The organism is Pedobacter sp. UBA5917 (assembly GCF_002432345.1).
Classification (GTDB): Bacteria; Bacteroidota; Bacteroidia; order Sphingobacteriales; family Sphingobacteriaceae; genus Pedobacter.
On record NZ_DJDT01000241.1, the window covers coordinates 13,059 to 38,985 of the forward strand.

Below are 25,927 nucleotides of genomic sequence, written 5' to 3' on the forward strand. Positions count from 1 at the left end.
CTATGGAAACCTTAAATTTCAATTGCGACATTTATCAGTACAAACAACCGCTTCTCGACCGCGCCCTGGCTTATACCCATGATGAAGATGATGCTGCAGATCTGGTGCAGGATACTTTTATGAAAGCTTTCAGGTTTTCGGCACAGTTTGAGCTGGGCAGTAATGTAAGGGCATGGCTTTTTACGATTTTAAAAAACACTTTCCTGAATCATTACTATAAGGTAAAACGTAAAAATGAAATGATCCAGCAGGAAGATGACCTTACTTCTGTTCAGCTTGCTCCAAGTGCATCGGCAAACAGCAGCGCTGGCAAATTTATGATGGAAGATATACAGCGATCGTTAAGTTTATTACCAGAAGATTGCCGCTTTTGTTTCTGCCGCTATTTTGAAGGTTATAAATACCACGAAATTGCTGCAGAACTCGATATTCCGCTGGGTACGGTTAAAACAAAAATCCATGTAGCGAGGGGACTGCTCAAAAAGATGCTTAAAAACTACCGAGATGGCGTAGCAGCTTAGTTACGTTTGTACAACCATAAGGGGTAAAATCAGGTATAAATACGGAGGGCAGGCTAACAAACTTAAGTTAGCTTTGCTTCCAAATGAATGTCCCCTCTGTTAAGAAAATTTTTATTGTTGACGACGATGAAAGTATCCACGATATCGTTAACCTGATCTTTGAGCAGGATATTGTTAGGGGTATTTTAAATGCAGATGCCCTGGAGCAGGCAGTATTGGATTTTTCGCCTGATATTATCTTAATGGATATCCGTATGGGGAATGCAGATGGCCGCGAATTGTGCAATAGGTTAAAAGAAAACCCTGAAACGGCACATTTTCCAATTCTCTTATTATCTGCACTTACTATTGATCACAACAACTTGGGATGCACTCCTGACGATCTGATCGAAAAACCCTTCGATATCAACCATCTTGCGGATAAGGTAAATCAATTATTGGGCAGGAAATAATGTTTGACAAAAAAAGGGACAGACCAAAGGCCTATCCCCATATCTAAACTCAAACATGCGCTCAAACATGAATGAATCTTAACAACTAAACACTCCTGTTTAGTATTGGTTTTAAAAAGATAGGTTTATTGCCTGATCTTTTCTTTTAATTCTATTTTTAATTCTTTGATCTGTTCCTGTGCCTGTCTGTTTTCGAGGTAAAAGTATATTGCTGAAGCTAAAAATATCTTTCCCAAAATAAAAACAGCAATAAAAATCCATTTCCAGGCTTTATTTACACGCATCTGGTTCGATTCGGCCTCTACTTCAATATAGCGTTCCTGTGTGGTACCTTCTGCTCCGTTTTTGTTGTAACCATCGCCTGTTGTAGGTTGTATGGCCTGGTTGCGGCGCTGTATCTCGTTAATTTCCTGTTCTATTTTTGCCAGTGTGCCCGGAGGTGGTTGTATGGCCATTTGCTGTGCCAAAACTTCCATGTCGTATTCAAGCTGTTCTAAAGCATCTTTAAATTCAGGATATTCTTTTTTAAAGGATAAAACTTTCTGTACTTCCTCTTCAGTGGCAATTCCCATTACATAGGTTTCCATTAAGCCACTTTCTATGATCTTGTTAATGTCCACTTGCCCTCCTCATTTTATCAATTGCCAACTTTAACTGATTACGGATTTCTGCTTCATCGCTGCCCATTGTTGCTGCCAGGTATGGAATGGTTTTCCCATGATAATAAACAGCATAAAATATTTTTTTCTGTAAATCATTTAACAGATCAATGTTACCCTTATTTGCAGTACTGCCCGGTTTAGGCTGATGATCTTTCGCCGTAAAAAAAGTTAATTTGCTCTGTGCATATTGCCTTAATTCCAGCCAGATATTTAACCTGCTTTTTTCCTGTAAAATTACCTCTTTAACAAATGAAGTGAGAATAGTAACAAGATGTTCTTCTGATTTTTGATGATCCTGAACTATACCATTGATATAACCAAGTAGCATAGGTGCATACTGATCATAAAACCAACGGATGTCTTTTGGTTCGGCAGAAGGAACGTTTAAAACTGCTTTGAGCATGGGATATTTGAACGGTTACGCTAAATTAGGCGCAAGATAATTCCAAATTTTTAAATTACCTTAATTATTTATATAAAATCTGCCATTGCAGAGGTTTAATGGAAGTTTAAAATCAAAATCGTCAACTATTTTCTGTTTTTGGCTTTTAATGTGGAGATTTATAAAATGAAACCATCATGATTTTCAGTAAACAGATTGAATATTAATGATGAATACTTCATCACCATAAAAAGGTATATTAAAACAGATGAAAATAGCAACTTACAATGTAAATGGTATAAATGGGCGTTTACCGGTACTTTTACGCTGGTTGGAAGAAACGCAACCTGATGTAGTGTGCCTGCAGGAATTAAAGGCCCCACAGGAAAAATTCCCTGAGCAGGCCATTAAAGATGCAGGTTATAATGCGATATGGCACGGACAAAAAAGCTGGAACGGGGTTGCTATATTGGCCCGGAATTTAGAAATAAAAGAATCAAAGCGGGGTTTGGATGGAGATCCTGAAGACCTGCAGAGCAGGTATATTGAAGCCATGGTAAACGGTGTGCTAATTGCTTGCCTATACCTCCCGAATGGTAACCCTGCACCAGGGCCCAAGTTCGATTATAAACTGCAATGGTTCGAACGTTTTGCTGCGCATACAGCAGGATTGCTTGCACAGAATATACCCGTGGTTTTAGCTGGCGATTATAATGTAATCCCGACAGAACTGGATGCTTATAAACCCGAACGTTGGGTAGAAGATGCCTTATTCAGACCGGAAACACGTTTGGCTTTTCAGAATCTGCTTGCACAGGGGTGGACAGATGCCATTAGAAAGTTATATCCGGAAGAAACCATTTATACCTTTTGGGATTATTTTCGTAATGCTTATGGCCGAAATGCAGGTTTACGAATTGATCATTTTTTATTGAGTCCTCAGGTGAGCGATCGCTTAAAATCGGCGGGAGTGGATAGGAACGTTAGGGGATGGGAAAAAACAAGCGACCACGGACCTGTGTGGATAGAAATTAGTGAATAATAGATTAAGGCAGCGGCTGTCTTAAATCGGTAATATCGAAAGTTGTACCGATCAGTTTTAAACATTCTCCGTCCTGTTGCGATAGTATTCCGTCGGCTTTGATCCAGCGGATTGCTCCATCGGGACGGCGGATGCGGTACATCACATCATAACTGCTTTTTTCTTTGGTTACCGTATGTTCTATTTCATCTTGAACATGATCCAGATCTTCGGGTAAGATTAAGCCTAAAACCGTTTCATAACTTAAAACGCCATCAGGCGGATAACCAAAGTTTTTTTTAAACGACTGGGTTGAGCGGAGTATGCCGGTAGCTACACTCAGCTCCCAAAAACCCAGACCAACCTGGTCGAATACAACGTCCCAATGATCATCACGGATAATTGAGAGATCGACGCTTCTTTTGTTTGATCTCATAATAAGGATAAACTGACTAGTTAAATAACGGAAACAATGTAAAAATAATTTCGGGTATTACTAGCAACAAACGTAGTCCTTAAAGTTTTAGTAAGAATGGCCTGTTTTATCCGGTTGATCGTAATCTATTCGAGGTAATAATGCCTTATTTTTTGCAGGTTATCATCCAGCTCATAAACCAAGGGTACACCGGTAGGTATTTCGAGTGCAGTTACTTCTTCATTCGATAAATTATCAATGTACTTAATCAGCGCCCTTAAACTATTGCCATGGGCCGATATAATTACTTTTTCATTTCTGCTTATTGCAGGTACTATGCGTTCGTTCCAGTAGGGCAATACCCTGGCAATGGTATCGCTCAGGTTTTCGGTTAAAGGCAACTCTTCTGGTTTTAAAAGTTGATAACGGAGGTCGTTACCTGGATAACGTTCATCATTTTTGTCAATTTTCGGTGGTTCTTCATCAGGATCCCTTCTCCATTTATAAACCTGGTCTGTTCCATATTTCTTTGCTGTTTCGGCTTTATTCAATCCCTGTAAGGCACCATAAAAACGTTCGTTTAAATGCCAGCTTTTATGCTCCGGTATCCAAAGGTGATCGAGGTCTTCTAAAATAATGTGAAGCGTTTTAATGGCCCTTTTTAGTAGCGAAGTAAAAGCAATATCAAAATTGTAATCGTGTTTTTTTAAGATTTCTCCAGCTTTTTTGGCCTCCTGATAACCATTTTCTGATAAATCTACATCAGTCCAGCCCGTAAAACGGTTTTCGAGGTTCCAGACACTTTGCCCGTGACGGATCAATACAATTTTTTTCATACGATTTCTTATAGATTCAATAAGTATCCGAATTTAGGTGATCGGTAAAATATAAACATTAATAAATATACTAATCCATTCTATTTTAGTTGGTTGTTTTTAGAATATGTGTTACATTTAACTCTAAATCATTCAGCGCTCTTTTGAAAAGAAAATTTACAATCTCAGTCATCTTAATTTTTGCTGTTTTGGGTTTTGCAAAAGCCCAGGCTCCTTTTGTAGGTTCGGTTACACCAACTAAAGGAAATGCAGGAACTACCGTTAAAATATCAGGATATTTTTTTGGGGCATCGCCGGCTCAAAATATGGTTTTTTTTGGCGGGGTAGCAGGAACAATAGTTTCCGGTACCGATAAAGAACTAACTGTAATAACGCCTTTTGGAACAACTTTTGAAAATCCGTCGGTATTAAATCTTACTACTGGTTTAGTAGGTTACGCACCCCAGCCATTTATAACTACGTTTTTTAGTTCAAATAGTTTTAATTCCAGTGATGTTTCCCCGAAAATTGATATCGCTGGAGGGGCAGGACCAAGATCAATCACTATAAAGGATATGGATGGTGATGGAAAGCCTGACCTTGTAGTATCAAACTATTTGAGCCATACCATTACTGTTTATCAAAATGTGTCTGTTGACGGAATTATAGATGCCAATTCTTTTGCTAGAGGTATAAACTTCAGTACTGGAACCAATCCCTATGCTGTGAAGGTAATGGATTTAGACGGCGACGGGAAGCCTGAAATTATTGCAACAAACCAGGGGAGTAATTCTGTTTCTGTTTTCAAAAATACGGCAATAAAAGGGACTATAAATGCCAGTTCTTTTGCCACTAAAGTAGATTTTACAGTTGGAGCAAAGCCAACCGATGTAGTTTGTGTTGATTTGGATGGCGATGGAAAGGTTGATATTGTTACAGCTAATTTTGGAGCGAATACATTGTCTATCCTTAAAAACCAAAATAATGGAAGCATAGTTGAAACCTCCTTTGCTTCAAAAATAGATTTGATAACCGGTACTGGTCCGGTTGGTTTGGTGGCCGAAGATTTTAATGGAGATTTTAGTCTTGATTTAGTTACCGTAAATCAAACTGCCGGTACAATTTCCGTAATCGCAAATGCCAGTGAAGGAATTGGCCAGAAAGCGCTGAAATTTAATGGTAAGAAAGATTACCCTACGGCCAGCTCCCCATACGGAATTTCAATTGGCGATTTGGATGGCGACGAAAAAGTGGATATTGCTACTATAAACAATGGTAGTAATAGTGTTTCGGTTTTTCGCAACGTTTCTCCCGGAGGCTATGGAACCAATATTATACTTGAGGATAAAGTAGATTTTGCCACAGGAAAGGAGCCGATAGCTTTAAGCATTAATGATGTTGACGGTGATGGTGTTCCGGATATTTTAACTACCAACTTAAAAGACAATACCTTTTCGGTGTTACGAAATATTAGTGCAACCAATAAAATATCCTTTGTTGATAAAGTAGATGTGCCAACTGTAAGTGCACCAGCCGGACTTGGTATTTGCGACCTTGATAAGGATGGACGTTCGGATATTGTTATAGGAAGCAACGGCGGGCTAACTGTTTCAATTTATAAAAATAGTCCGGGTAGTGCACCGGTAATCAATTCATTTATACCATTGCAGGCACTTGCAGGGAGTACAATAACCCTGAATGGAAAAAATTTTAATCCTGATATTACAAAAAACATCGTTTCAATCGGAGGGATGAGGACAGAAGTGCTATCAGCAACAGCTAATCAGCTATCAATAAAAGTACCAAATGGAGCATCATACGGACAGATTTCAGCGCTTAACATCGAAACACAGCGGTTAGGATGGAGCACAGTTGCTTTTTCACCTTTATTTCCATCAAAAAAATCGATTAGAGCATCTGATTTCGATAGTGAGACGTATGCCAATGGGGCCAGTTCTACAAGTTCGGTAGTAATTGGAGATCTGGATAATGATGGCAAGCCCGACATTGTTTTTAACGATTCAAAAAACAATACAATTGGTTATTCTCGTACCGACGAAAATTTTGGTGTCTATTTTTACTTGTTCAATAACATGCAAAAGCTGGCCTGTGGCAAAACACCAAATATGGTTAAGCTTGCTGATCTGGATGGTGATGGCCTGCTGGATATCATTGTAAGTAACCAGGGCAGTAGAAATTTTTCTGTATTTAGAAATACAACAAAAGGTGGCGTAATTTCTTTTGCTTCAAGAATCGACATATCTTCAGACTTTGGTTATGATTACAACAATGTTTCTGGTATTGAAGTAGCCGATTTTAATGCCGATGGAAAGGTGGATGTAATTCTTTATGGCGATCAGATAAATGTTTTCAGGAATATATCGGGTGGCGAAAAAATAGTGTTTACAGAAGAACAGCCCGTATTTGTAGGCAATATAAAATCATTAAGGCAAGGCGATTTTAATGGTGATGGCAAGCCCGACTTAATCAGGATAACCGATAATTTAGCTGTTCTGGAAAATACCTCTACCTTAAGTAAAATCAGTTTTGGAAATGCAGTAAATGTTTCATTAGGTTATTATACATCAGAAATTGCCGATATGAATCAGGATGGTAAGCCAGATATAATTTTAGCCACCGATAAGAAAATTATTGTACTTCAAAACAATTATTCGGGTAATGGAGCGCTAACTGCATCACATTTTTCAAAAATTAGCGAGAGCCCTATCGACCGGAATTTATCCATTCTGAAAGCAGCGGATATGGATGGCGACGGAAAATTGGACTTAATAGGAGGAGATTATTTTTACAACGTACTTTCGGTTTTTAGAAATAAAACACAGGATAATGCTGGATTTGAATTTCGTGTTGATCTGGCAACAAATAACGAACCTCAAAATTTTGCCATCGGTGATATAAACGGGGATAATATTCCTGATATCATTTTAGCAGAAAATTTGTTAAGGGTATTCTTAAACAAACCGCAAACACTGGCACAGTCTACCCCACCTGTTATTACTAAAATTAATAGTCTATCTGCCACCAGCATTGATATAGAAGGCACTGACTTTAATGCAAATGCCAGTTTAAATAAAGTGTTTTTTGGAACACTTTCTGCAACAGTTAATACAGGCAGTAAGACCAAAATAAATGTTACACCTCCAATTAATGCAATAAACGACGGAATATCTGTTTTAAATACCGAAAATATTCTGCAGGGGTTTTCTCCATCAGTTTATAAATCAACTTTTTCGTCAAAGAAATATTTGTCTGAAAAAGATTTTATGCCGGCAGTACATTTTTTAAAAGACGATCAACAATTTATAAACCGGTATAGCTCCATAACACTTTTGGATCTTGATGGTGATAAAAAACTCGATCTGATATTAAACTACGACTATAATTTAACAATCCATAAAAATACAACCACTGTTGGGCAAATAACAACCAGTGCTTTCACTGGAAAACAAAATCTGCCAACAAATGAAGCGTTTTATCAGGTTAATGTTGGGGATATGGACGGAGATGGAAAACCGGACTTGGTAACGGGAAGTAAACTTACAGTTAGAAAGAATTCTTCTGATAACAGGGCGCTTTCACTTGAAAACACGATATTTTATGCTCCTGAAAGCAGGAGAAGTGCAATAGCAGATATGGATGGGGATGGTAAACCCGAAATGATTGGAGCAAATTATGGAGGTTTAAATACGCCTAGTATAACCATATCCCAAAATAAATCAGAAGTAATCAAGTCAAATGGTTATCAGTATAGCAGACCGAGCTTTTTACCAGGGATAACAATTTATTTAGATCCTGATAAATATCCCTCATTTAATGATATGGTTGTTGGGGATATCGATGGAGATGGTAAACCAGACATACTGTTATCAGCATCTCTTTCAACAAATATAGTTGTTTTAAGAAATACTGCTACACAAGGTTACATTACAAATACTACCCTGGCAAGCCCGGTTTCTATTCCCAGCGGCAAAAATGTTTCAAACATGAAACTGGTTGATTTAAACAACGATGGGAAATTGGATTTGATTCTTTGGGTAGATGATCATTTAGTTTATTTACAAAATAGATCAACCGTTGATAATATACTTTTTGCAGCCCCAATTGTAATTACTGATGTTGCAGGTAACGATTACGATTTTGGCGATTTAGACGGAGATGGATTTTTAGATATTGCCTGTGCAACAGACAATAGTTTCTTTCTCATATACAGGAATACCGGTACAACAGATATTACTGAAAAATCATTTATACTATCTGCCAAAATTTCTACCGGCGCTAAACAGCTTTGTATTAAAATAGCAGATATAGATGCCGATGGTAAAATGGATATCATGGTTAGAGGATTAAATTACGTTGATATTTTTAGGGGAAATCCGTCAACTTATCCTTTAATCGCACTATCAAAAACAGTATTAAATTATAAAGTAAATGATCCGGCGTCAATTATTGATGATCAGCTCATAGTTAAATATGAAAAAACTACGGTAAACCAGGCGAAGGTAACCATTGGAAAAAATTACAAGCCTAATGAAGATAAATTGTTTTTTGCGAAAAATGATGCATACGGGAATATTAGCGGCAACTTTGATACCACAACAGGGGTATTAAGTTTAACTGGTACAAGCGCATCAATTGAGCAATGGGAAAAGGCTTTAAAGAGTATAACCTATCAAAACTCAAATGTATTACCCGATACTTCAACGCGCGAAATCAATATTGAGGTTTATGATGGGGCAATTGTAAGCAATAAGGCAACACTGGTTTTAAACATTTTACAGCCACCAATAATTAACGGATTTAATCCTGCAATAGGAGGTTTCAACGATAGGATAACTATAACAGGATCTAATTTTACCTCTGTTAAAAGTGTGAGTTTCGGTGGCATTCCGGCAGAGAATTTTTACATCGAATCACCTTCGCTGATTTATGCAATAGTTGGGAAAGGGGCAACCGGAAATCTGGAAGTTGGCAATGAGATAGGCAAAAAACAAATGGGTGGATTTGAGTTTTTCCCAGTACCGGTTATTACCTCTCTTGGATCACCTAATGTTTTGTTGGGTACTTCGGTAACCTTAACTGCCATTCCTGGTTCGGGATATTCGTACAAGTGGTTTAAGGGCTCAAATGAGATTATTGGCGCAACATCATCAACATGTGAAGTAACCTCTCCGGGGAATTACTATGTGGAGATTTCGAAAGGGGGATATAGCAAAGTATCAGCCCCATTTACAGTTTCACTTTATACATCATTGCCAAGCAACAACTTTTTAGTCTCTACAAAAGCTTTAGCTTGTAAAGGAAATAAAGGAGGCAGCATTACGATCAAGCCCGTACTTGAACTCAATTATATTGCAGAAATTTCTATCGGAGCAGATAAGATAACACAAAAATTTAAGGGCACAACTACCATAAATAATCTCGCTGCAGGAAATTATTCTGTTTGCATAACTGTTGAAGGGCAAAACATGCTGCCAACTTGCTTTGAACTTGTTATTACAGAACCTAAAGATCTTCAGCTTTATTCTGCAATAGATAAAGAAAATCAAACCATAAGCTTAAACTTATCTGGAAGTGCTGTTTATAATGTGTTATTAAACAATAAATTATACGTTACGGCTGATAGTAAAATAACACTTCCCTTAAAACCCGGGCAAAATACACTATCAGTAGCTTCCGATATTTTATGCCAAGGTGTAATAGAAAGGACCATTTATTTTGATGCTGCATTTTCAGCTTTTCCAAATCCTTTAGATAAGACGCTTAATATCAATGTTCCATATGATAGATCAGAAATTGTGGATGTAGAAGTTGTTGATCTGCTCGGGAAAAAAGTATACAGCAAAAAGCATCCGTACGGGCGTGTGATCTCTATTGATTTATCAAATTTAGTAACCGGAACTTATATTTTAAGGGTTAGTACAACCTTAAATAGGTATACCTCGAAAATTTTAAAAAACTAATGAAAAATAGATATATTTTTATTGTTCTGCTTTTCTGTTTGGGTTGTGGAAAAAAAACTGAAGAACCAAATGTTATTCAGCCTGCACAGGCTAAGCTTATTAGTCCTCTTCAGAATGAAATCTGTACAAGTGGAACCGTTACCTCGGCCACCACTTCAAAAATAAAATTTTTGTGGGAGGCGGCCAGTAATGCAGATGGTTATACCGTTAATATAACTTATCTCCAGGATGGTTCTTCTGTTATCTATTCAACCGCACAAACCAGCCTGGAAGTGGTTTTACAAAGGGCAAAGCCTTATATGTGGAGTGTGAAATCGCTTTCCGGAAATGCAAATACCTTTTCTGTAAGTGATTCGTGGAAGTTTTATGTTGCCGGTGAGGGGGCTACCTCATACGCGCCTTATCCGGCTGAAGCTTCATATCCTAAGGATGGAGATCTTATTACTGCTTTAGGAGGAAAAACATCAATAAGCTGGCAAACAACTGATGTAGATAGCGATATGCTCACTTATAGCATTTACCTTGGCGAAACTTCTTCGCCAGCTTTGTATAAAGCAGATATAAAACAGAATTATTTAAATGATATTCTGGTTACTTCTAAAAAAACTTACTTCTGGAAAGTTGTTACAGCAGATAAAGATGGGAATAAATCAGAATCAACTCTTTTTCAGTTTAAAGTTAATTAGTTACAAATAAAAAGCTGCGAAGATTGATCTCCACAGCTTTTTATTAATCTATTTTTCCTTTTTCTACCAGTTCTTTCTGATCAGTTAGATCTTTATAATAGAAATAAGCAGTAAAACCGAAAATAAGGATGATGTTGCTAAATTTAAAACTATGATCGAGCCAGTAATTCAATGTTGGCACATTTCCGCTATAGCTTTGCTTAATGCTTGGCCAGGAGTTTGAAACAAAAACGATCAAAACGATCAGCAAAAACTTTAATAAGGTTCTGATGATGATTTTTTTATAGTTTACTTTTTCCATTATTTAAATTCCCTGAAATCCTGTCCGTCGGTAATATTCAGCAAACTTTCGTAAATCAGGCTGATTACATTATCAACATCTTCCTTGTGCACCATTTCTACCGTAGTATGCATGTAACGTAGCGGTAACGAAATCAATGCCGAAGGTACACCGCCATTCGAATAAGCAAAAGCATCGGTATCAGTTCCGGTTGAGCGTGAAGAAGCCTGGCGCTGGAATGGGATATTGTTCTTTTCAGCTGTTTTAATCAGTAATTTATTCAGATTGGTCTGCACAGCCGGAGCGTAAGAAACCACTGGTCCTTTACCTGCCGATAAATCTCCCTGGATATTTTTGTTGATCATCGGGGTTGTCGTATCGTGCGTTACATCGGTAATAATGGCCACATTTGGTTTAATGCGCTGCGCAATCATTTCTGCACCACGCAAGCCGATTTCTTCCTGTACCGAGTTTACAATGTACAATCCGAAAGGAAGTTTTTTCTTGTTTTCTTTTAGTAAACGGGCAACCTCGGCAATCATAAAACCACCTACACGGTTATCCAGTGCGCGGCCAACATAATAGCGGTCGTTTAAAACCATAAATTCATCTTCGTAAGTAATTACACAGCCTACATGGATGCCCAGTTTTTCTACTTCTTCTTTTGTAGTGCAGCCGCAATCCAAAAAGATGTTTTTTAATTCAGGTGCCTGCTCTTTTTCGCCATGGCGCGTGTGGATGGCCGGCCAGCCGAATACTGCTTTAACCAATCCTTTTTCGGTATGGATGTTTACACGTTTCGAAGGTGCAATCTGATGATCAGAACCACCGTTGCGGATTACATAAATTAAACCATCGTTGGTAATATAGTTTACATACCACGAAATTTCGTCGGCATGGGCTTCAATAACCACTTTGAAGCTCGCTTTTGGATTAATTACACCAACAGCAGTACCATAATTATCGATAAAATGCTCGTCGATATATGGTTTTAAATAGTTTAACCAAAGTTTTTGTCCTTCCCATTCGTAACCGGTAGGAGCAGGATTGTTAATGTATTCTTCAAGAAACTGTAGCGATTTTTTGGTTACTACCTGATTGTGTTTCTTTTTTTCTTCGTCTTTTTTCTTAGCCATATTAATAGATATGAGATTTGAGTATTCAGATTTGAGACATCGTACCCATTTTTAACTTAATTTGATAAAATTTTTTCCATTACCACAAAATCGTTCCCGTCTTTAAAAAAGGCTTTATCGGTTTCGTGGAAGCCAAATTTAAAATAAAATTCTTTAGCATTTACACGGGCATTGCACCATAGTTTTGTTGCTTTCTGAATTTTACAAAAATCGAGTATATAATCCATCAACTGCGAACCTAAGCCAAGCTTTTGCGCCGATGGTAGAACTGCGAGTTTCCTGAACTGAAAAACATCTCCATCCTGAAAAAGTGAAACTACACCTGTTAATTTATGATCGAGGTATAAGCCAAAATGGATCCCATCAAAATCATCGGGCAGTTTTACAATATCGAAAGGCTGATCAGGATACATGGTTTCATGCCTGATGCGCCAGGTTAGGGAAGGGAATATCTGTTCAATCTGTACCATTACGATTTCCTTCCGTAAAACTGATAAATCAACATGTTCAGGACGATAATTGCTGTCATACCATAACAGAATAACGACCAGCCGCCCTGTCCCCACAGCCATAAGCCTAAGGCCGAGCCACAGCTTGCACCGATAAAGCTAACCGACATAAAAATGGTATTCAGTCTGTTCCTCGCTTCGGGGATCAATGTATAAATGCGCGTTTGGTTGGTTACGTGTATGGCCTGCTGGCCGATATCGATCAGTACAATGCCGATTACAAACAGGTATAAATGGTTGCCTGTAAAATAGAATAACGCAATGCTTACAATCTGCAGGATAAAACCGATCATCAGGTTTTTACGTGGATTGTTGCCATCGCTCAATTTCCCGACCAATGGAGCCGCCAATGCACCTGCTGCACCAGCAATGCCGAACAAACCGATCTGCAAAGTCTGGAAATTAAAGGGGGGATTAGCTAAAAACAGCACCATGGTGGTCCAAAATGCACTGATAATGGCAAAAGCCAAAAAGTTGATAATGGAAGTTTCCCTTAAAGCAGGTTGTGTTTTAATATAGCTAAACATCGATCGCATCAGTTCTTTGTAGGTGCCCTTAAATGCAGGGTAACTTTGAGGAAAACGCTTGGCCATTAAAAAGATCAGCAAACCGCATATAGCAGCGGCGATGTAATAAACCGCTCTCCAGCCTAACCAAAAGCCAATACTGCCACTTACCGCCCTTGAAGCCAAAATGCCTACCAAAAGACCACTCATAATCATGCCGATGTTTGCTCCACGGTTTTCGTCGCTACTTAAATTAGCGGCCAGGGGCAAAATTAATTGCGGTACAATAGAGCAGGTACCAATCAGTACCGAAGCTACTTCCAGTATAAAAAAGCTGTGCGAAAGCGCGGCAACCAATAAAGCTAAAATAGCCAGGCCGGTAATTACAAGAATCTGTTTTTTACGTTCGAACATATCGCCCAGAGGTACCAAAAGGAAAAGTCCGAGGGCATAACCAATCTGGGTGAGGTAGGTAATTCTGCCGGCGTTGGTTTCGGTGAGGTTAAAATCCTTTGCAATCAGGATCACCAAAGGTTGGCAGTAATAAATGTTTGCAACAATGAGGCCTGTGCAAAAAGCCATGAGCAAGATATCAGTCCGGGATAATTTTTGAGTAATCTGCATGTTAGTCTTAAGTCCTTAGTCCCCAGTCATGAGTCTAAGGGGAGAGGTAATTTACTACCTGACTATGGACTAATGACTATGGACTATTTTTACAAAGGTATATTTCCGTGTTTCTTCCGGGGATTGTTCACCACCTTATTTTCTAACATCTTGAAAGCTTTTATCAACTTTATGCGGGTTTGGCCTGGTTCTATCACTTCATCAACAAAGCCACGTTCGGCGGCACGGTAAGGGTTGGCGAAGATATCTGAATATAGTTTTTCTTTCTCGAGCCATTTTTCTTCCGGGTTTTCGGCAGAGGTAATTTCTTTTTTAAAGATAATTTCTGCTGCACCTTTGGCACCCATTACCGCAATTTCGGCACTTGGCCAGGCGTAATTCATATCAGCACCAATGTGTTTGCTGTTCATCACATCATAAGCACCGCCATAAGCTTTCCGGGTAATTACGGTAATGCGTGGTACGGTAGCTTCGCTAAAGGCGTATAATAATTTTGCCCCATTGGAGATAATGCCGTTCCACTCCTGATCGGTGCCCGGTAAAAATCCCGGAACATCTTCAAATACCAACAGTGGAATATTGAAACAATCGCAAAAACGCACAAAACGGGCCGCTTTCGTTGATGAATTGCTATCTAAAACACCTGCCAAATAGGCTGGTTGGTTGGCTACGATACCTATGCTTCGGCCTGCTAAACGTGCAAAACCCACCACAATATTTTCTGCATAAGCCGCATGAACCTCTAAAAAGCTGTCGGTATCTGCAACGGCACTGATTACCTCGCGGATATCGTAAGGCTGCGAAGCATTTTCGGGCATAAAAGTATTCAGTTCAGGCCGGTTTTCATCAGTAGTTTCGTATGGTAAATGATCGGCTATTTCCTCACAGTTCTGCGGCATATAGCTCAGCAACTTTTTTACATGATTAATGGCGTCAATTTCGTTAGCGCAGGCAAAATGGGTAACACCCGATTTTGTGGCATGTGTGCTGGCACCGCCCAATTCTTCGGAGGTAACTTCTTCGTGTGTTACCGTTTTGACCACATTCGGACCGGTAACAAACATATAAGAAGTATTTTCTACCATCAGGATAAAATCGGTAATGGCAGGGGAGTACACGGCACCGCCGGCGCAAGGCCCCATAATGGCCGATAGCTGCGGAATAACACCCGATGCCTGAACGTTTTTATAGAAAATATCGGCATAACCACCTAAAGATACCACGCCCTCCTGGATACGGGCTCCACCACTGTCGTTTAAGCCGATGAGCGGAGCGCCATTCTTCATGGCCTTATCCATCAGTTTGCAGATTTTTTCGGCATGGGTTTCGGATAATGAACCTCCAAATACGGTAAAATCCTGTGAAAAAACATAGGTTAACCGCCCGTTAATGGTTCCATAGCCGGTTACCACGCCATCGCCAAGGTATTTTTCGCGTTCCATACCGAAATCAGTACTGCGATGGGTAACCATCATACCGATTTCTTCGAAACTACCTTCGTCCATTAAAAAGTGGATGCGCTCGCGGGCAGTAAGTTTACCTTTTTTATGCTGACTGTCGATACGTGCCTGTCCGCCCCCAAGGTGCGCCTGGTTGATTTTATCTTTAAGTAATGCTATTTTCTTATCCATTGCTGAAGCTATGAGATTTTAAAATTAAAAATAACCAGCGGTAATGCAAGGTCAGGAGGGAAGAAAATAGTTATGAGCGAGTGATTTTGTTTTGGAAACAAATGGTTCGGTGTTTATGGCGGCCGGTGGTCCTGCTATCTCTCCAAGTCCTCACTCGTACCTCGCTCCGGGCTTTCCGTTCTATCAGGTTTATTCAACCACGGTTGGTAAGAACATTTTCTTTACTTGTTTTCCATTTAGCTCATTAAATAGAAAAGCATCAGCGATGGCGTTATTTTTGTTATATTACATTTTTTTTACAGCCTGTTGCATTGAAAAACCAATTATCCGTTTATTTTTGCAACTGTTCGACATTAGAACCGCATTAGAATTTTAGATGTTTTTAAGAAAATACAAATATTTGATCGTAACCTCATTCATGTTCATCTTCATGGCGAAGATGGGTATTTCTGGTGCGCCCGTATTTTGTACAAGTATTGACAAAGAAATTATGAATGCCGTAATCATGCAGATCGAGTTAGAGCATGATGGCGGAAAGGATACCGCCAAAGACACCGCAAAATTTACCGATTTTAAATTGGTAGAACTCAACCACCCGATATTTTCTTACGAGTTCTCTTCGAGCCATTTCATCCTGAAGAGCAGTTTCATCGAACATTTTAAGAGATATGTAGATCCATATCATCCTACTGTTCCAACACCACCGCCCAACTTTATCTAGTCCTTATTATTTGGGGTAAAAATTACCTGCTCAATCATATTGGGTGTTATTGCCATGTTTAAAATTTCATGTAATAGCTAAATCCTTTGTGAGCCTGGTTTTTATACCCCTGCGATTTTATTCGTTAAAATTTACTAGATAATTATATCGTTATGCAAAAGTTTAACCCGGCCTTTTCAGGTTCGGACGTGAAGAAATATATTCTTAAAAAGAATTTAAAGAAAGATTTACCTGCAAGTATTGTAGTGTTTTTAGTGGCATTGCCATTGTGTTTGGGTATTGCACTGGCCTCGGGCGCGCCGTTGTTTGCCGGTTTGGTTACCGGGATTATAGGTGGTATTGTGGTTGCCTCTTTTAGTGGCTCGCAATTGAGTGTGAGCGGCCCGGCGGCGGGTTTAACCGTTATCGTGCTGGGTGCTATTACCTCTTTGGGTAATTATCAAACTTTTTTACTTGCTGTGGTACTTGCTGGTGTATTCCAATTAATTTTAGGTTTGGTTAAAGCCGGAACAATTGGCAATTACTTTCCTTCGAGCGTAATTGAAGGGATGCTTGCTGCAATTGGCCTAATTTTGATCCTTAAACAGTTACCCCATGCATTAGGTGTGGATACCGATTTTACGGGCGACGAAGGTTTCTTTCAACAAGATCACGAAAACACTTTTTCTGCAATTACGGCCGCCATCAGTCATTTTAGTTTGGGGGCAGTTGTGATCAGTCTGTTATCAATAGCCATCCTATTGATCTGGCCGAAATTTCCGAAACTGGCTGTAGTACCAGCCCCGTTATTGGTGGTAACTTTGGGTGTTTTGGGTACTTTGTTCTTTGCAGGTACCGATCATCCTTTACGCGCTGATCAGATGGTGAAAATCCCCGTGGTTAATGGCTTTAGCGAATTTGCAGGTTTATTTACCATGCCCGATTTTTCACAACTGGCCAATAAAAATGTGTACATCGTAGCTTTAACCATTGCCATTGTGGCCAGTTTGGAAACTTTGCTGAGTATCGAAGCAATTGATAAAATTGATCCGATTAAACGTGTAACACCTACAAACAGGGAATTGATGGCGCAGGGTATTGGTAATATCGCTAGCGGTATGGTTGGTGGTTTACCTATGACATCGGTAATTGTACGCAGCTCGGCCAATGTAAATGCAGGTGGCAGGACCAAAATGTCGGCTATTTTTCATGGTGTTTGGTTATTGCTTTCGCTGTTGTTTATCCCGGGTTTGATCAACATGATCCCGCTATCGTGTTTAGCAGCCATTTTATTGGTAACCGGTTATAAATTAACCCGTATTAGCCTGTTTAAACACATGTACCATAAGGGTTGGGACCAGTTTGTACCGTTTGTAGTTACTGTTGTGGCAGTTTTATTTACCGATTTATTAAAAGGAGTGGCTGTTGGTATGCTGGTTTCTGTTTTCTACCTGTTGCGTACCAATATGCGTAACCCCTTCTTTTACAGGATCTCGAACGAGGGCGATAAAAAGAACATCAGGATTAAACTGGCAGAAGAGGTTTCTTTCCTGAACAAAGCAGCGATACAGGTAGTTTTAACGAATATTCCAAGAGAAACCAATGTAATTATCGACGGATCTAATGCAAGGTACATCGATCCGGATGTATTGGAAACCATTTATAATTACAAACATAATGCATATACAAAAGGCATTATCGTAACTTTAGAAAACATACAGAAACATTATTCTGTACCAAAATTGAAAATAAAAGTAGAAGAAGACATTAATAAATTATAATTATGTGCGCAAAAACAATAGATACGAAAGATATAACGTACGATAGCCTGTTGCAGGGAAATAAAGACTGGGTTAGGGATACAATTGATAGTGATCCTGCTTTTTTTGATAAATTATCGGCTGGTCAGGCCCCGCCGGTTTTATGGATCGGTTGTTCTGATAGCCGCGTACCTGCCAACCAGATTACCAATACAAGGCCAGGAGATATTTTTGTACATAGAAACATCGCCAATGTGGTGGTGCATACCGATATGAACTTACTTTCGGTACTCGATTACTCGATCAATGTATTAAAAGTAAAACACGTTATTGTTTGCGGCCACTACGGTTGCGGTGGTGTTAAGGCTGCATTGGGCGATAAACAGGTAGGTTTGATCGATAACTGGTTGAGGAACATCCGCGATGTATACCGTCTTCACGATCAGGAATTGGCTGCTATCCAGGATCCTGATCAAAAATTCGACCGTTTGGTAGAATTGAACGCGATTGAAGGTGCCGCCAAAGTAATGAATACATCAATTGTACAAAGTGCATGGGCCAACGGACAGGATCTATCGGTACATGCATGGGTATATAGTTTAAAAACAGGATTGATCAAAGATTTGGAGGTAACAACCAAAAGTCTTGATGACGTTTCGCCTGCATTTAAGGTAAGTTAAAACGCCGATTAGGTGTTATTTTTTAGTTGTTAGGAAAAGCTTCCGATTTTATATCGGGAGCTTTTATTTTTTTGTACTGTTAGGCATGTTGCCGGCATGGCCTTTATTACCTTTTTCGGCATCTTCGCGTGCTTCTTCGGAGCCAAAATCACCTCTTCCGAAATTTCTCCCCAGGTTACCAGCATCGGTTTCTACGGTGTTTTTCTTTTCCTTATCATTGCTGCGGTGGCGTGGCACCAGCTGATCGGGCATATTGGTTTTATCGGCAGCGTTATCAGCATTTTTATTGCCGAGGTTTTTGTTATTATCTTTTGTGCTTTCCATAACCTTAGAATTAAGATGTTTATATAGAACAGCACAGCGGTGGATTGGTTTTAGATTGTTTGTTTGAACCGATTTTAAAGTAATGGTTTACTAATTTTGATGGAATACTTCTTCCATATCACTCCAGGTTTCGCCCTTGGTGGCCGCATCGGGCAGCGGGATCTGCATGGGTGCGGTTTCTTTCCACCAGCGTTTGGTAGTGGTATCGGCAGCCATTTTTTTCATGTCTGCCGCAAAGTTTTTTCCGGTATATTCAAAATAACTGAAGAGGTAGGGTTTCCCTTCTATTTTTTTTAAATATATTGAATAGTTTTTAATATTGCATTCGCTGATTTTCTTGAGTACTGCAGGCCATGCTGCGGCATGTAATTTTTTATATGCGGCAACTTTTTCAGGTTTTAACCCGGTTATCGATCCATAACGTTTTGCATTTTGCTCCACATCTGGCTTATCCGTTTTTTGGTTGCAAGCTAAAAGCATTAAAATGAAAGAGAAAAGAAAGCTTACTTTTTTCATGGTCTATGGTATGTTATCCTTTTTCAGGCATATCGATGATGCAGATTTCATTAATAGATGGTAGTGCCGAAGCTTTTAATACTTTAAAGCGCAGTTTGCTGGTTTGATAACGGCTCGGCAAACGGATTACCTTACAATCGCCCATAGGCTCGTCGCCGAGGTATATGGTTTGCCATTTACCATTCTGCATGATGTCTACACTGTATTGCTGAATACGCGGCACCCTGATCTGCGAAAAACCATCCGAAAGTTTTTTGGTATCCTGATATTCGAAAATGCTGATTTTATTAAAAGATTGAGTGGGATCCAATTCCATTTCTATACTGGCCAGCGTATCTTTTGCCAGCCAACGACTATCGAGTTTGCCATCGTTTATCGCTGATGCTTCAAAAGATTTTCCTTTTTCTATACCTACCCCCGAAGCAGTAACAAGTCTGTTAAAAGAAATAAACTTCCCATTGGCGGGTAATGGTTTCTTTAGCGATAATCCGAGTTTTTTGCCCAAACCGATTACCGCATTGGCCTCATATTCTCTGATGCGGCCTGTTTGATCAGGCGGAACGTTGATCACCAAACTATTGTCGTTATCGGTGCACCAGTAAAATAATTCTTCGAGTTCGTCAATATCCCTTACGGGTAATTGCGCTGCCTTTTGAAACCAATTTAAACGTTTACTTAAACAGATGGTGTGTTCGAAGGGAAGATAATAAGATTGACCTTCGTGCAGATACTGTTTTTTGTCGAATTTGGTAATCAGCATGGGGTCCCATAACCTAAAATCAGATGGGAAATATTGGAAAAAGTATTTGTTGTCTTCTGTCATGTTGCTCGGTAGTGTAAAATTTCTCTTGCCTACGGTGCTTTCTATGGTGTGGTTTACGCTAACAGCACAGGCAGGATTAAATTTTTTAACGAGTTTATAAACCTGATCGATGCCCCAGTCTTGTGGTTTCCTGTCCCAACCACCATCTAACCAAAGCTCGCAGATGTTGCCATAATTGGTAAATAGCTCGGTGAGTTGGTTCAGCATGTAATTGGTATATTTCTGCGGATCCTTATCCTTATACGATGGCTCGTGCCTGTCCCAAAGTGAATAATAAATGGCAAACTGGATCCCGTATTTTTTACAGGCATCGGCCACCGCTTTCACCACATCTGTTTTTACCGGAGATGAAGCCACATCGTAATCGGTATATTTGCTATCCCACAGGCAAAAACCATCATGGTGTTTGGTAATGAGCAATACATACCTAAAACCTGCATCTCTGGCGGTTTTTACCCATTGATCGGGATTGAGGTTACTGGGATTATAACTACTAAGAGGCAAGGTACCGTCAGACCATTCTGTTTCGTTAAAAGTATTGATGCCAAAATGGATAAACATACCATAACCACGTTTGATCATTGCTTTTTGAGCAAGATTAGGCTGTGTGGCCGGTAATAATGTTTGTGCCCAGCAATAATTGAATGCCAGCGTAAGGAAGAACGCAATAACGGTTTTTTTCATAAGATTTAATATCTGGTTATCGTCTTTTTATTAACGGAATTTCCAATACAGTACAGCCATTAATAAAAGCAGTACAGCCGACAATGTTTTGTAATTGCCGATACCGCTCCAGCCCTTGCTTTGTAAAGGTTCCCAAACGGATTTCCAATATAATACTTCGCTTTGGGCAGTATGTTTTACAGGATAAATATATGAAAACACAATCTGTGTAAGTACGCACAAACAGAAGAGATAAAACGCCATCATCATAAAAGGAATTTTACCGATAAAGGTTTCGGTACCATATACTTTGTTCACCATAAATACCGCCACACCTAATATAGAACCGATCAATAAGGTATACTGTGCACCTTTGGCGGATGCTTTTTTCCAGAAAACACCTAATAAAAATACACAGGTTATGGGAGGGGCAATGTGTGCAATTACATCGTTTATCCCTTCGAACAAACTCTGGTAACTATTTAATAAAGGCAATAGACCAATAGAAACCACCAATGCAATCCCCGCCGACCATCGGCCAACCACCACCAATTGTTTATCCGTAGTTTCGGGTTTAAAGCGTTTGTAGAGGTCGTAACTGCTTAAAGTGGCAATGGAATTTAGCGCACCTGCAATCTGGCTCATTAATCCCGATAGTAGCGCTGCCACTAAAATGCCTACTAAACCTTTTGGCAAAAGTTGGGTAATCATCAACGTATAAATGCCCTTGGTATTGAGTACGCTTTCGCCGTTAGTGCTAATGTGCTGCAAAGAGCTTAAATCCATCGATCCTGATTTATATAGGGCATAGGCAAACAGACCGGGCAAAACGAAAATAAATACAGGTAAAATTTTAATAAAACCGCAGAACAGCGCGCCAACGCGGGCATGATTTTCATCTTTAGCGCCCAAAACGCGCTGCACAATGGTTTGATCGGCACACCAGTACCAGATGCCAAGAATGGGATAACCCAAAGATACGGCAACCCAGCTCATACCGCTCTGGTCGCCTATTGGCCGTAGCATGCTGATTTTATCCATTGTATTTTCTTTTTGCAGTACAGCTGTCATATGGTCCCAGCCGCCGATTTTATTCCACGCAAACACGGTAATAATAATCGCTCCGGTAATTAAAACTAAACTTTGTATGGTTTCGGTAACTACTACCGCTTTTAAGCCACCAATAATGGTATAGAGCCCCGTTAAAGCGGCAATTACAATAATGCTGGTGTACATATTAATCCCGAATAAAGTTTCGAGTACAATACCGCCCGCCAAAAATGAAAAAGCAATGTGGATAATAATAGCCGATAAGATAGAAATAAAGGCCAGCCAATCTCTACAGGCGCGGTTATAGCGGCGTTCCAGAAAATCGGGTAGGGTAGAAATGCCCGAGCGGATATAAAAGGGAATAAACAACAGGGCTAAAAGGATGAGTGTAAAGGCAGCCATCCATTCGAAATTGCCGTTTAACAGTCCGCTGTCGAATCCGCTCTGCGCCAAACTTACCAGGTGCAGGCACGAAATATTGGTGGCGAACAGCGCCAAACCAATCATGGGCCATTTTAAGCTTTTACCTGCCAAGAAATACTCACCACTGGTGGTTTCTGCATCCTTTTTCTTTCTTGTACCCGTCCACAGGCCTATGGTTACAATAAATAAAATGTAGGCGATGGTAATTACAATATCTATGGTGCTGATCATATCCTGTTTCTAATCTATTTTAAATCACAGCTGCTGCCAGCTTCCTGTGGCGTAATATAAACGCCGTTTTCAATTTTGATCGGGTTTATAAAATGCTGTTTTAAATGGGGGATATGCTCTAAAAACAGAGCCTCATGCCCCATGGCAATATGGTTGAATAATACAAGGTGTTGGTGCAGTTGGCCCATGTCGCCCACATGTGGCACTACCGGAACGCCAAACTTTTTGCACATTAAACTGATGGTGATAAACTCACTTACACCACCAACACGTACGGCATCAACCTGTGCAAAACTGGTGCAGCCCGTTTGCAGGTAATTTTTAAAAATAATGCGGTTGGGTACATGTTCGCCCAAAGCCAGTTTTACCGGGGTAATGGCTTTTGCGAGGGTTTGGTGTGCCAATACATCATCTGGATGGGTGGGTTCTTCAACCCAATATGGGTTCATTTGCTTTAATTCATTACAGATGGATATGGCCTGTGGCAATGTCCACTGCTGGTTGGCATCGAGCATTACTTTCGAAGTTTCTCCTGCTACTTCCCTCACAATATTTGCCCTGCGGATATCACGTTTCGGATCGGTTGAGCCTACCTTTAATTTCATAGCGGTAAAACCGTTATCGATCGCTTTTTTACAGTTTTCGCGTACTTTTTCGTCATCGTAATTAAACCAGCCTACTGAGGTATCGTAACCCGGATAACCTATTTGAAGAATGCCGGTTCTGGATTTTTTTGAATCTACCTGACTTTGCAGCATTTCGATGGCTTCCTCTCTGGTGAGTACGTCTTCCAGGTAAGATAAATCGAGGGTGTTTACAATTTCTTCGGGACTTAGATCGATCAGTAATTTCCAGAGGGGGACATCCCGTTTTTTTGCCCAAAGATCGAAACAGGCATTGGTTACCGAGGCCAGGCCTAAGTGTACCACACCCTTATGCGGCCCGAGCCACCTAAACTGCTGCTCGTTTGATAGTGTTTTAAAGGTTTGTCCGAAATTGCCCATCAATTCCTCAATTTCGATTCCTTTTAAAGTATCGGCATAAAATTTAGCGGCGTTGCAAACCAGATCGTTGCCCGCACCAAGGGTAAAAGCTAAACCTGCTCCGGTTTTACCGCTTTCGGTTAATTGTGTTACGGCATAAGAGTATTGGGGATCTTTATGGATGGCATCACTTCCGGCGCCGGTTGCCAATTCAAATCTTTTATCCTGTATCTGTATTTTATCGATCATGTGGTATTATATTAATGTTCTGTAACCAAGCTCTGCACCACCGCTTACGGGTAAAATTGTTCCGGTAATAAAACGGGCTGCATGGCTTAAAAGAAATACACAGGCATCGGCAATTACATCGCCAGCCGGCATATCGCCCAAAGGCTGAAGTTTATTGAGGTAGGTTTCTATTTCGTTCTGGTTAGACTGTTCTTCGCTCCAGGCCTGTAAGGTTGGTGTATTTACCGCAGCAGGCGATACCGCGTTAACCCTGATTTTAAACGGGGCATAATCTAAGGCCATGGCTTTGGTAAGGGCATTTATTGCCCCTTTGGTAGCCACATAAACGGCATGATTATCCTGACCGATACTGCCCACCATTGAGCTGGTATTTAAAATACAGCCCTGCGATTTTTTCAAATGTGCTATCCCGTACCGCGTAGTGTATAAGATGCTTTTTAAATTTACATCCATCAGTAAGTCCCATTCTGCGTTACTGGTTTCATCCAATGTTTTTGATGGGTGTGCAATAGCCGCATTGTTGTGGATAGCATCTATCCGTTCATATTTTTTAATGATGCTGTTAAAAGCTGCTGCAACAGCTGCCTCATCGGTTAAGTTGCAGGTTAACACTAAATTTTCAGTATTGATCAGTTCGGCCAGTTTTTCGTCTGATAATGGATTTTTATCGATAATGCATAAGGTAGCACCTGCTTTTACATAAGCTTTTGCACATTCCCAGCCTATACCATTGCCGCCGCCGGTAAGTACGACAACTTTATTTTCGAGCATGTCTCTGTTTTTAATATTTGGTTAAGATTAAGCTAATTTATAGATGAAAATCTGCAATCACTGAAGTAGAATTTGCTAATACTAATGTTATATTAGCTTATTTATGAATATTTAATATTAATTTAGATAATATTGAGTGTTTTTGAAGTTGGATATGCTTGAATCTTAAGTTATGAAACCCGTTTATGCTAAAATATTGGATGGAAAAGCAAATGACATCTACGGTCTAAAGGTTGTTGATGCACCTTATTTTTCTACCGAATTCCACTTTCACGAAGAATGCCAGCTCACTTATACTTTAGAAAGCGAGGGGAGGCGCATGGTTGGCGATAGCATAGAAAATTTTGGTTCCGATGAGCTCATTTTTATAGGCTCTAACCTGCCCCACGTATGGCATAACAACAATCAATATTTTAGCAATGCCGATGCACAACCACATGCGCGTTCGGTTTCGATCTTTATACATCCCGATAAAATTCTTGGCCTTTTTAAGGAACCTGATAACATCCAACGGATCAAAAACTTTTTTCAACTGGCCAAAAGGGGATTGAAATTTGGTAGTGGGGTGAAAAATGAATTAAAGGAGCTAATGTTAAAAGTGGCAGCGCAAACAGAAGAAATCGGGCGTTTGATTGCTGTGCTCGAAATTTTAAACCTGCTGTGTTCTACAAAAGACTATGAACTCTTAACCAGTCCGGGTTATACCAATAATTACCAGTTAAAGGATAACGACAGGATGGATAAGATTTTAAAATATGTGTTCGATAATTTTAATCAGGAGATTTTACTGAGTGCTGCAGCCGAAATGACGAATATGAATAAACAGGCTTTCTGCCGTTATTTTAAAAACCGGACACAAAAAACGTTTGTGGCTTTTGTAAATGAAGTAAGGATCGGCCATGCCTGTAAATTAATGGCACAGAGTGACCAGCAGATCAGTGAGTTGGCTTATTCTTGCGGTTTTAATAACCTTTCTAATTTTAATAAGTTTTTTAAACTGGCTAAGGGTGTTACACCGAAGGAGTATAAGAAGATGTTGGTGGTTGGGTAAGGAGATTTAATTATAAGCGATCGTCATTTCGACCGGAGTGTAACGTAGTGGAGAAATCTATCTCGAGATAGATCTCTCCCTG

Annotated in this window: 24 protein-coding genes; 9 read left to right on the plus strand and 15 right to left on the minus strand. The window is 39.8% G+C overall.

The genetic code is table 11. From position 1 onward, the window contains the following. Window positions 1-2: 2 nt before the first annotated feature. Window positions 3-521 carry an RNA polymerase sigma factor gene (locus B2V92_RS16185; RefSeq protein WP_293309989.1) on the plus strand — a complete coding sequence of 173 codons (519 nt, stop codon included), beginning with the start codon at window positions 3-5 and terminating at the stop codon, window positions 519-521. An 83-nt stretch (window positions 522-604) separates the two neighbouring features. Beyond that, window positions 605-973 carry a response regulator gene (locus B2V92_RS16190; RefSeq protein WP_293309991.1) on the plus strand — a complete coding sequence of 123 codons (369 nt, stop codon included), beginning with the start codon at window positions 605-607 and terminating at the stop codon, window positions 971-973. A 125-nt stretch (window positions 974-1,098) separates the two neighbouring features. Here B2V92_RS16190 and B2V92_RS16195 read toward each other — a convergent pair whose 3' ends face one another. Continuing rightward, entirely contained in the window at window positions 1,099-1,593 is a 495-nt protein-coding gene (locus B2V92_RS16195; protein WP_293309993.1) for a hypothetical protein, read from the minus strand. Then, window positions 1,583-2,038 (minus strand): hypothetical protein, encoded by a 456-nt coding sequence (locus B2V92_RS16200; RefSeq protein ID WP_293309995.1) that lies wholly within the window; start codon window positions 2,036-2,038, stop codon window positions 1,583-1,585. Before B2V92_RS16200 ends, B2V92_RS16195 begins: the two co-directional genes overlap by 11 nt. 247 nt (window positions 2,039-2,285) lie before the next feature. Between B2V92_RS16200 and xth the strand changes: the two genes are divergently transcribed. Beyond that, window positions 2,286-3,059, plus strand: coding sequence for an exodeoxyribonuclease III (gene xth, locus B2V92_RS16205; RefSeq protein ID WP_293309997.1), 774 nt, complete (start codon window positions 2,286-2,288; stop codon window positions 3,057-3,059). 4 nt (window positions 3,060-3,063) lie between these two features. Here xth and B2V92_RS16210 read toward each other — a convergent pair whose 3' ends face one another. Both B2V92_RS16210 and gpmA read right to left on the minus strand, forming a co-directional pair. Beyond that, window positions 3,064-3,474, minus strand: coding sequence for a PAS domain-containing protein (locus B2V92_RS16210; RefSeq protein ID WP_293309999.1), 411 nt, complete (start codon window positions 3,472-3,474; stop codon window positions 3,064-3,066). Between the two features lie 125 nt (window positions 3,475-3,599). Beyond that, the gene (gene gpmA, locus B2V92_RS16215) at window positions 3,600-4,289 is read right to left on the minus strand and encodes a 2,3-diphosphoglycerate-dependent phosphoglycerate mutase (RefSeq protein ID WP_293310001.1); all 690 of its coding nucleotides are present in this window, start codon (window positions 4,287-4,289) and stop codon (window positions 3,600-3,602) included. Between the two features lie 143 nt (window positions 4,290-4,432). On the opposite strand from gpmA, the gene B2V92_RS16220 reads away from it, so the two are divergent. Then, a complete protein-coding gene (locus tag B2V92_RS16220; RefSeq protein WP_293310003.1) occupies window positions 4,433-10,249 on the plus strand; it encodes an FG-GAP-like repeat-containing protein in 5,817 nt (1,938 codons plus the stop codon). After that, window positions 10,249-10,935, plus strand: coding sequence for a hypothetical protein (locus tag B2V92_RS16225; protein WP_293310005.1), 687 nt, complete (start codon window positions 10,249-10,251; stop codon window positions 10,933-10,935). The genes B2V92_RS16220 and B2V92_RS16225 overlap by 1 nt, the downstream gene beginning before the upstream one ends. 43 nt (window positions 10,936-10,978) lie before the next feature. Here the strand turns inward: B2V92_RS16225 and B2V92_RS16230 are convergent, their stop codons facing one another. From B2V92_RS16230 to B2V92_RS16250, 5 genes are all read right to left on the minus strand, one after another. Continuing rightward, complete coding sequence (locus tag B2V92_RS16230) at window positions 10,979-11,236, minus strand: hypothetical protein (protein WP_293310007.1); 258 nt, start codon at window positions 11,234-11,236, stop codon at window positions 10,979-10,981. Then, the gene (locus B2V92_RS16235; protein ID WP_293310009.1) at window positions 11,236-12,351 is read right to left on the minus strand and encodes a M42 family metallopeptidase; all 1,116 of its coding nucleotides are present in this window, start codon (window positions 12,349-12,351) and stop codon (window positions 11,236-11,238) included. Before B2V92_RS16235 ends, B2V92_RS16230 begins: the two co-directional genes overlap by 1 nt. A 56-nt stretch (window positions 12,352-12,407) precedes the next feature. Continuing rightward, window positions 12,408-12,821, minus strand: coding sequence for a GNAT family N-acetyltransferase (locus B2V92_RS16240; protein WP_293310010.1), 414 nt, complete (start codon window positions 12,819-12,821; stop codon window positions 12,408-12,410). After that, a complete protein-coding gene (locus B2V92_RS16245) occupies window positions 12,821-13,948 on the minus strand; it encodes an MFS transporter (RefSeq protein ID WP_293310011.1) in 1,128 nt (375 codons plus the stop codon). The genes B2V92_RS16240 and B2V92_RS16245 overlap by 1 nt, the downstream gene beginning before the upstream one ends. A 131-nt stretch (window positions 13,949-14,079) precedes the next feature. Next, window positions 14,080-15,621 (minus strand): acyl-CoA carboxylase subunit beta, encoded by a 1,542-nt coding sequence (locus B2V92_RS16250; RefSeq protein ID WP_293310012.1) that lies wholly within the window; start codon window positions 15,619-15,621, stop codon window positions 14,080-14,082. 418 nt (window positions 15,622-16,039) lie between these two features. Here B2V92_RS16250 and B2V92_RS16255 point away from each other — a divergent pair, with 418 nt between their 5' ends. The 3 genes from B2V92_RS16255 (at window position 16,040) to B2V92_RS16265 (ending at window position 18,761) form a co-directional block, all read left to right on the plus strand. Next, window positions 16,040-16,342 (plus strand): hypothetical protein, encoded by a 303-nt coding sequence (locus B2V92_RS16255; protein WP_293310014.1) that lies wholly within the window; start codon window positions 16,040-16,042, stop codon window positions 16,340-16,342. 152 nt (window positions 16,343-16,494) lie between these two features. Beyond that, window positions 16,495-18,102, plus strand: a complete 1,608-nt coding sequence (locus B2V92_RS16260; RefSeq protein ID WP_293310016.1) for a SulP family inorganic anion transporter — start codon at window positions 16,495-16,497, stop codon at window positions 18,100-18,102. Between the two features lie 2 nt (window positions 18,103-18,104). Then, window positions 18,105-18,761, plus strand: coding sequence for a carbonic anhydrase (locus tag B2V92_RS16265; RefSeq protein WP_293310018.1), 657 nt, complete (start codon window positions 18,105-18,107; stop codon window positions 18,759-18,761). 63 nt (window positions 18,762-18,824) lie between these two features. Here the strand turns inward: B2V92_RS16265 and B2V92_RS16270 are convergent, their stop codons facing one another. The 6 genes from B2V92_RS16270 to B2V92_RS16295 all read right to left on the minus strand — a co-directional run bounded on the left by B2V92_RS16270 (window position 18,825) and on the right by B2V92_RS16295 (window position 24,794). Then, complete coding sequence (locus B2V92_RS16270; RefSeq protein ID WP_293310020.1) at window positions 18,825-19,085, minus strand: hypothetical protein; 261 nt, start codon at window positions 19,083-19,085, stop codon at window positions 18,825-18,827. Window positions 19,086-19,175: 90 nt separating this feature from the next. Next, complete coding sequence (locus B2V92_RS16275) at window positions 19,176-19,601, minus strand: L-rhamnose mutarotase (protein WP_293310022.1); 426 nt, start codon at window positions 19,599-19,601, stop codon at window positions 19,176-19,178. 13 nt (window positions 19,602-19,614) lie between these two features. Continuing rightward, complete coding sequence (locus B2V92_RS16280; protein WP_293310024.1) at window positions 19,615-21,108, minus strand: alpha-L-fucosidase; 1,494 nt, start codon at window positions 21,106-21,108, stop codon at window positions 19,615-19,617. Between the two features lie 30 nt (window positions 21,109-21,138). Further along, the gene (locus B2V92_RS16285) at window positions 21,139-22,791 is read right to left on the minus strand and encodes a sodium:solute symporter (protein WP_293310026.1); all 1,653 of its coding nucleotides are present in this window, start codon (window positions 22,789-22,791) and stop codon (window positions 21,139-21,141) included. Between the two features lie 14 nt (window positions 22,792-22,805). Beyond that, a complete protein-coding gene (locus tag B2V92_RS16290; protein ID WP_293310028.1) occupies window positions 22,806-24,023 on the minus strand; it encodes an enolase C-terminal domain-like protein in 1,218 nt (405 codons plus the stop codon). A gap of 6 nt (window positions 24,024-24,029) precedes the next feature. After that, window positions 24,030-24,794 carry an SDR family NAD(P)-dependent oxidoreductase gene (locus B2V92_RS16295; protein WP_293310030.1) on the minus strand — a complete coding sequence of 255 codons (765 nt, stop codon included), beginning with the start codon at window positions 24,792-24,794 and terminating at the stop codon, window positions 24,030-24,032. Between the two features lie 172 nt (window positions 24,795-24,966). Here B2V92_RS16295 and B2V92_RS16300 point away from each other — a divergent pair, with 172 nt between their 5' ends. Continuing rightward, window positions 24,967-25,845 carry an AraC family transcriptional regulator gene (locus B2V92_RS16300; protein ID WP_293310032.1) on the plus strand — a complete coding sequence of 293 codons (879 nt, stop codon included), beginning with the start codon at window positions 24,967-24,969 and terminating at the stop codon, window positions 25,843-25,845. Window positions 25,846-25,927: the final 82 nt, after the last annotated feature.

Coding starts and splice junctions, on each gene's coding strand:
- B2V92_RS16185 (WP_293309989.1), top strand. CDS start 3: ATGGAAACCTTAAATTTCAATTGCGACATTTATCAGTACAAACAACCG.
- B2V92_RS16190 (WP_293309991.1), top strand. CDS start 605: ATGAATGTCCCCTCTGTTAAGAAAATTTTTATTGTTGACGACGATGAA.
- B2V92_RS16200 (WP_293309995.1), bottom strand. CDS start 2,038: ATGCTCAAAGCAGTTTTAAACGTTCCTTCTGCCGAACCAAAAGACATC.
- xth (WP_293309997.1), top strand. CDS start 2,286: ATGAAAATAGCAACTTACAATGTAAATGGTATAAATGGGCGTTTACCG.
- B2V92_RS16210 (WP_293309999.1), bottom strand. CDS start 3,474: ATGAGATCAAACAAAAGAAGCGTCGATCTCTCAATTATCCGTGATGAT.
- gpmA (WP_293310001.1), bottom strand. CDS start 4,289: ATGAAAAAAATTGTATTGATCCGTCACGGGCAAAGTGTCTGGAACCTC.
- B2V92_RS16225 (WP_293310005.1), top strand. CDS start 10,249: ATGAAAAATAGATATATTTTTATTGTTCTGCTTTTCTGTTTGGGTTGT.
- B2V92_RS16230 (WP_293310007.1), bottom strand. CDS start 11,236: ATGGAAAAAGTAAACTATAAAAAAATCATCATCAGAACCTTATTAAAG.
- B2V92_RS16235 (WP_293310009.1), bottom strand. CDS start 12,351: ATGGCTAAGAAAAAAGACGAAGAAAAAAAGAAACACAATCAGGTAGTA.
- B2V92_RS16240 (WP_293310010.1), bottom strand. CDS start 12,821: ATGGTACAGATTGAACAGATATTCCCTTCCCTAACCTGGCGCATCAGG.
- B2V92_RS16245 (WP_293310011.1), bottom strand. CDS start 13,948: ATGGCTTTTTGCACAGGCCTCATTGTTGCAAACATTTATTACTGCCAA.
- B2V92_RS16250 (WP_293310012.1), bottom strand. CDS start 15,621: ATGGATAAGAAAATAGCATTACTTAAAGATAAAATCAACCAGGCGCAC.
- B2V92_RS16255 (WP_293310014.1), top strand. CDS start 16,040: ATGTTCATCTTCATGGCGAAGATGGGTATTTCTGGTGCGCCCGTATTT.
- B2V92_RS16260 (WP_293310016.1), top strand. CDS start 16,495: ATGCAAAAGTTTAACCCGGCCTTTTCAGGTTCGGACGTGAAGAAATAT.
- B2V92_RS16265 (WP_293310018.1), top strand. CDS start 18,105: ATGTGCGCAAAAACAATAGATACGAAAGATATAACGTACGATAGCCTG.
- B2V92_RS16270 (WP_293310020.1), bottom strand. CDS start 19,085: ATGGAAAGCACAAAAGATAATAACAAAAACCTCGGCAATAAAAATGCT.
- B2V92_RS16275 (WP_293310022.1), bottom strand. CDS start 19,601: ATGAAAAAAGTAAGCTTTCTTTTCTCTTTCATTTTAATGCTTTTAGCT.
- B2V92_RS16280 (WP_293310024.1), bottom strand. CDS start 21,108: ATGAAAAAAACCGTTATTGCGTTCTTCCTTACGCTGGCATTCAATTAT.
- B2V92_RS16285 (WP_293310026.1), bottom strand. CDS start 22,791: ATGATCAGCACCATAGATATTGTAATTACCATCGCCTACATTTTATTT.
- B2V92_RS16290 (WP_293310028.1), bottom strand. CDS start 24,023: ATGATCGATAAAATACAGATACAGGATAAAAGATTTGAATTGGCAACC.
- B2V92_RS16295 (WP_293310030.1), bottom strand. CDS start 24,794: ATGCTCGAAAATAAAGTTGTCGTACTTACCGGCGGCGGCAATGGTATA.
- B2V92_RS16300 (WP_293310032.1), top strand. CDS start 24,967: ATGAAACCCGTTTATGCTAAAATATTGGATGGAAAAGCAAATGACATC.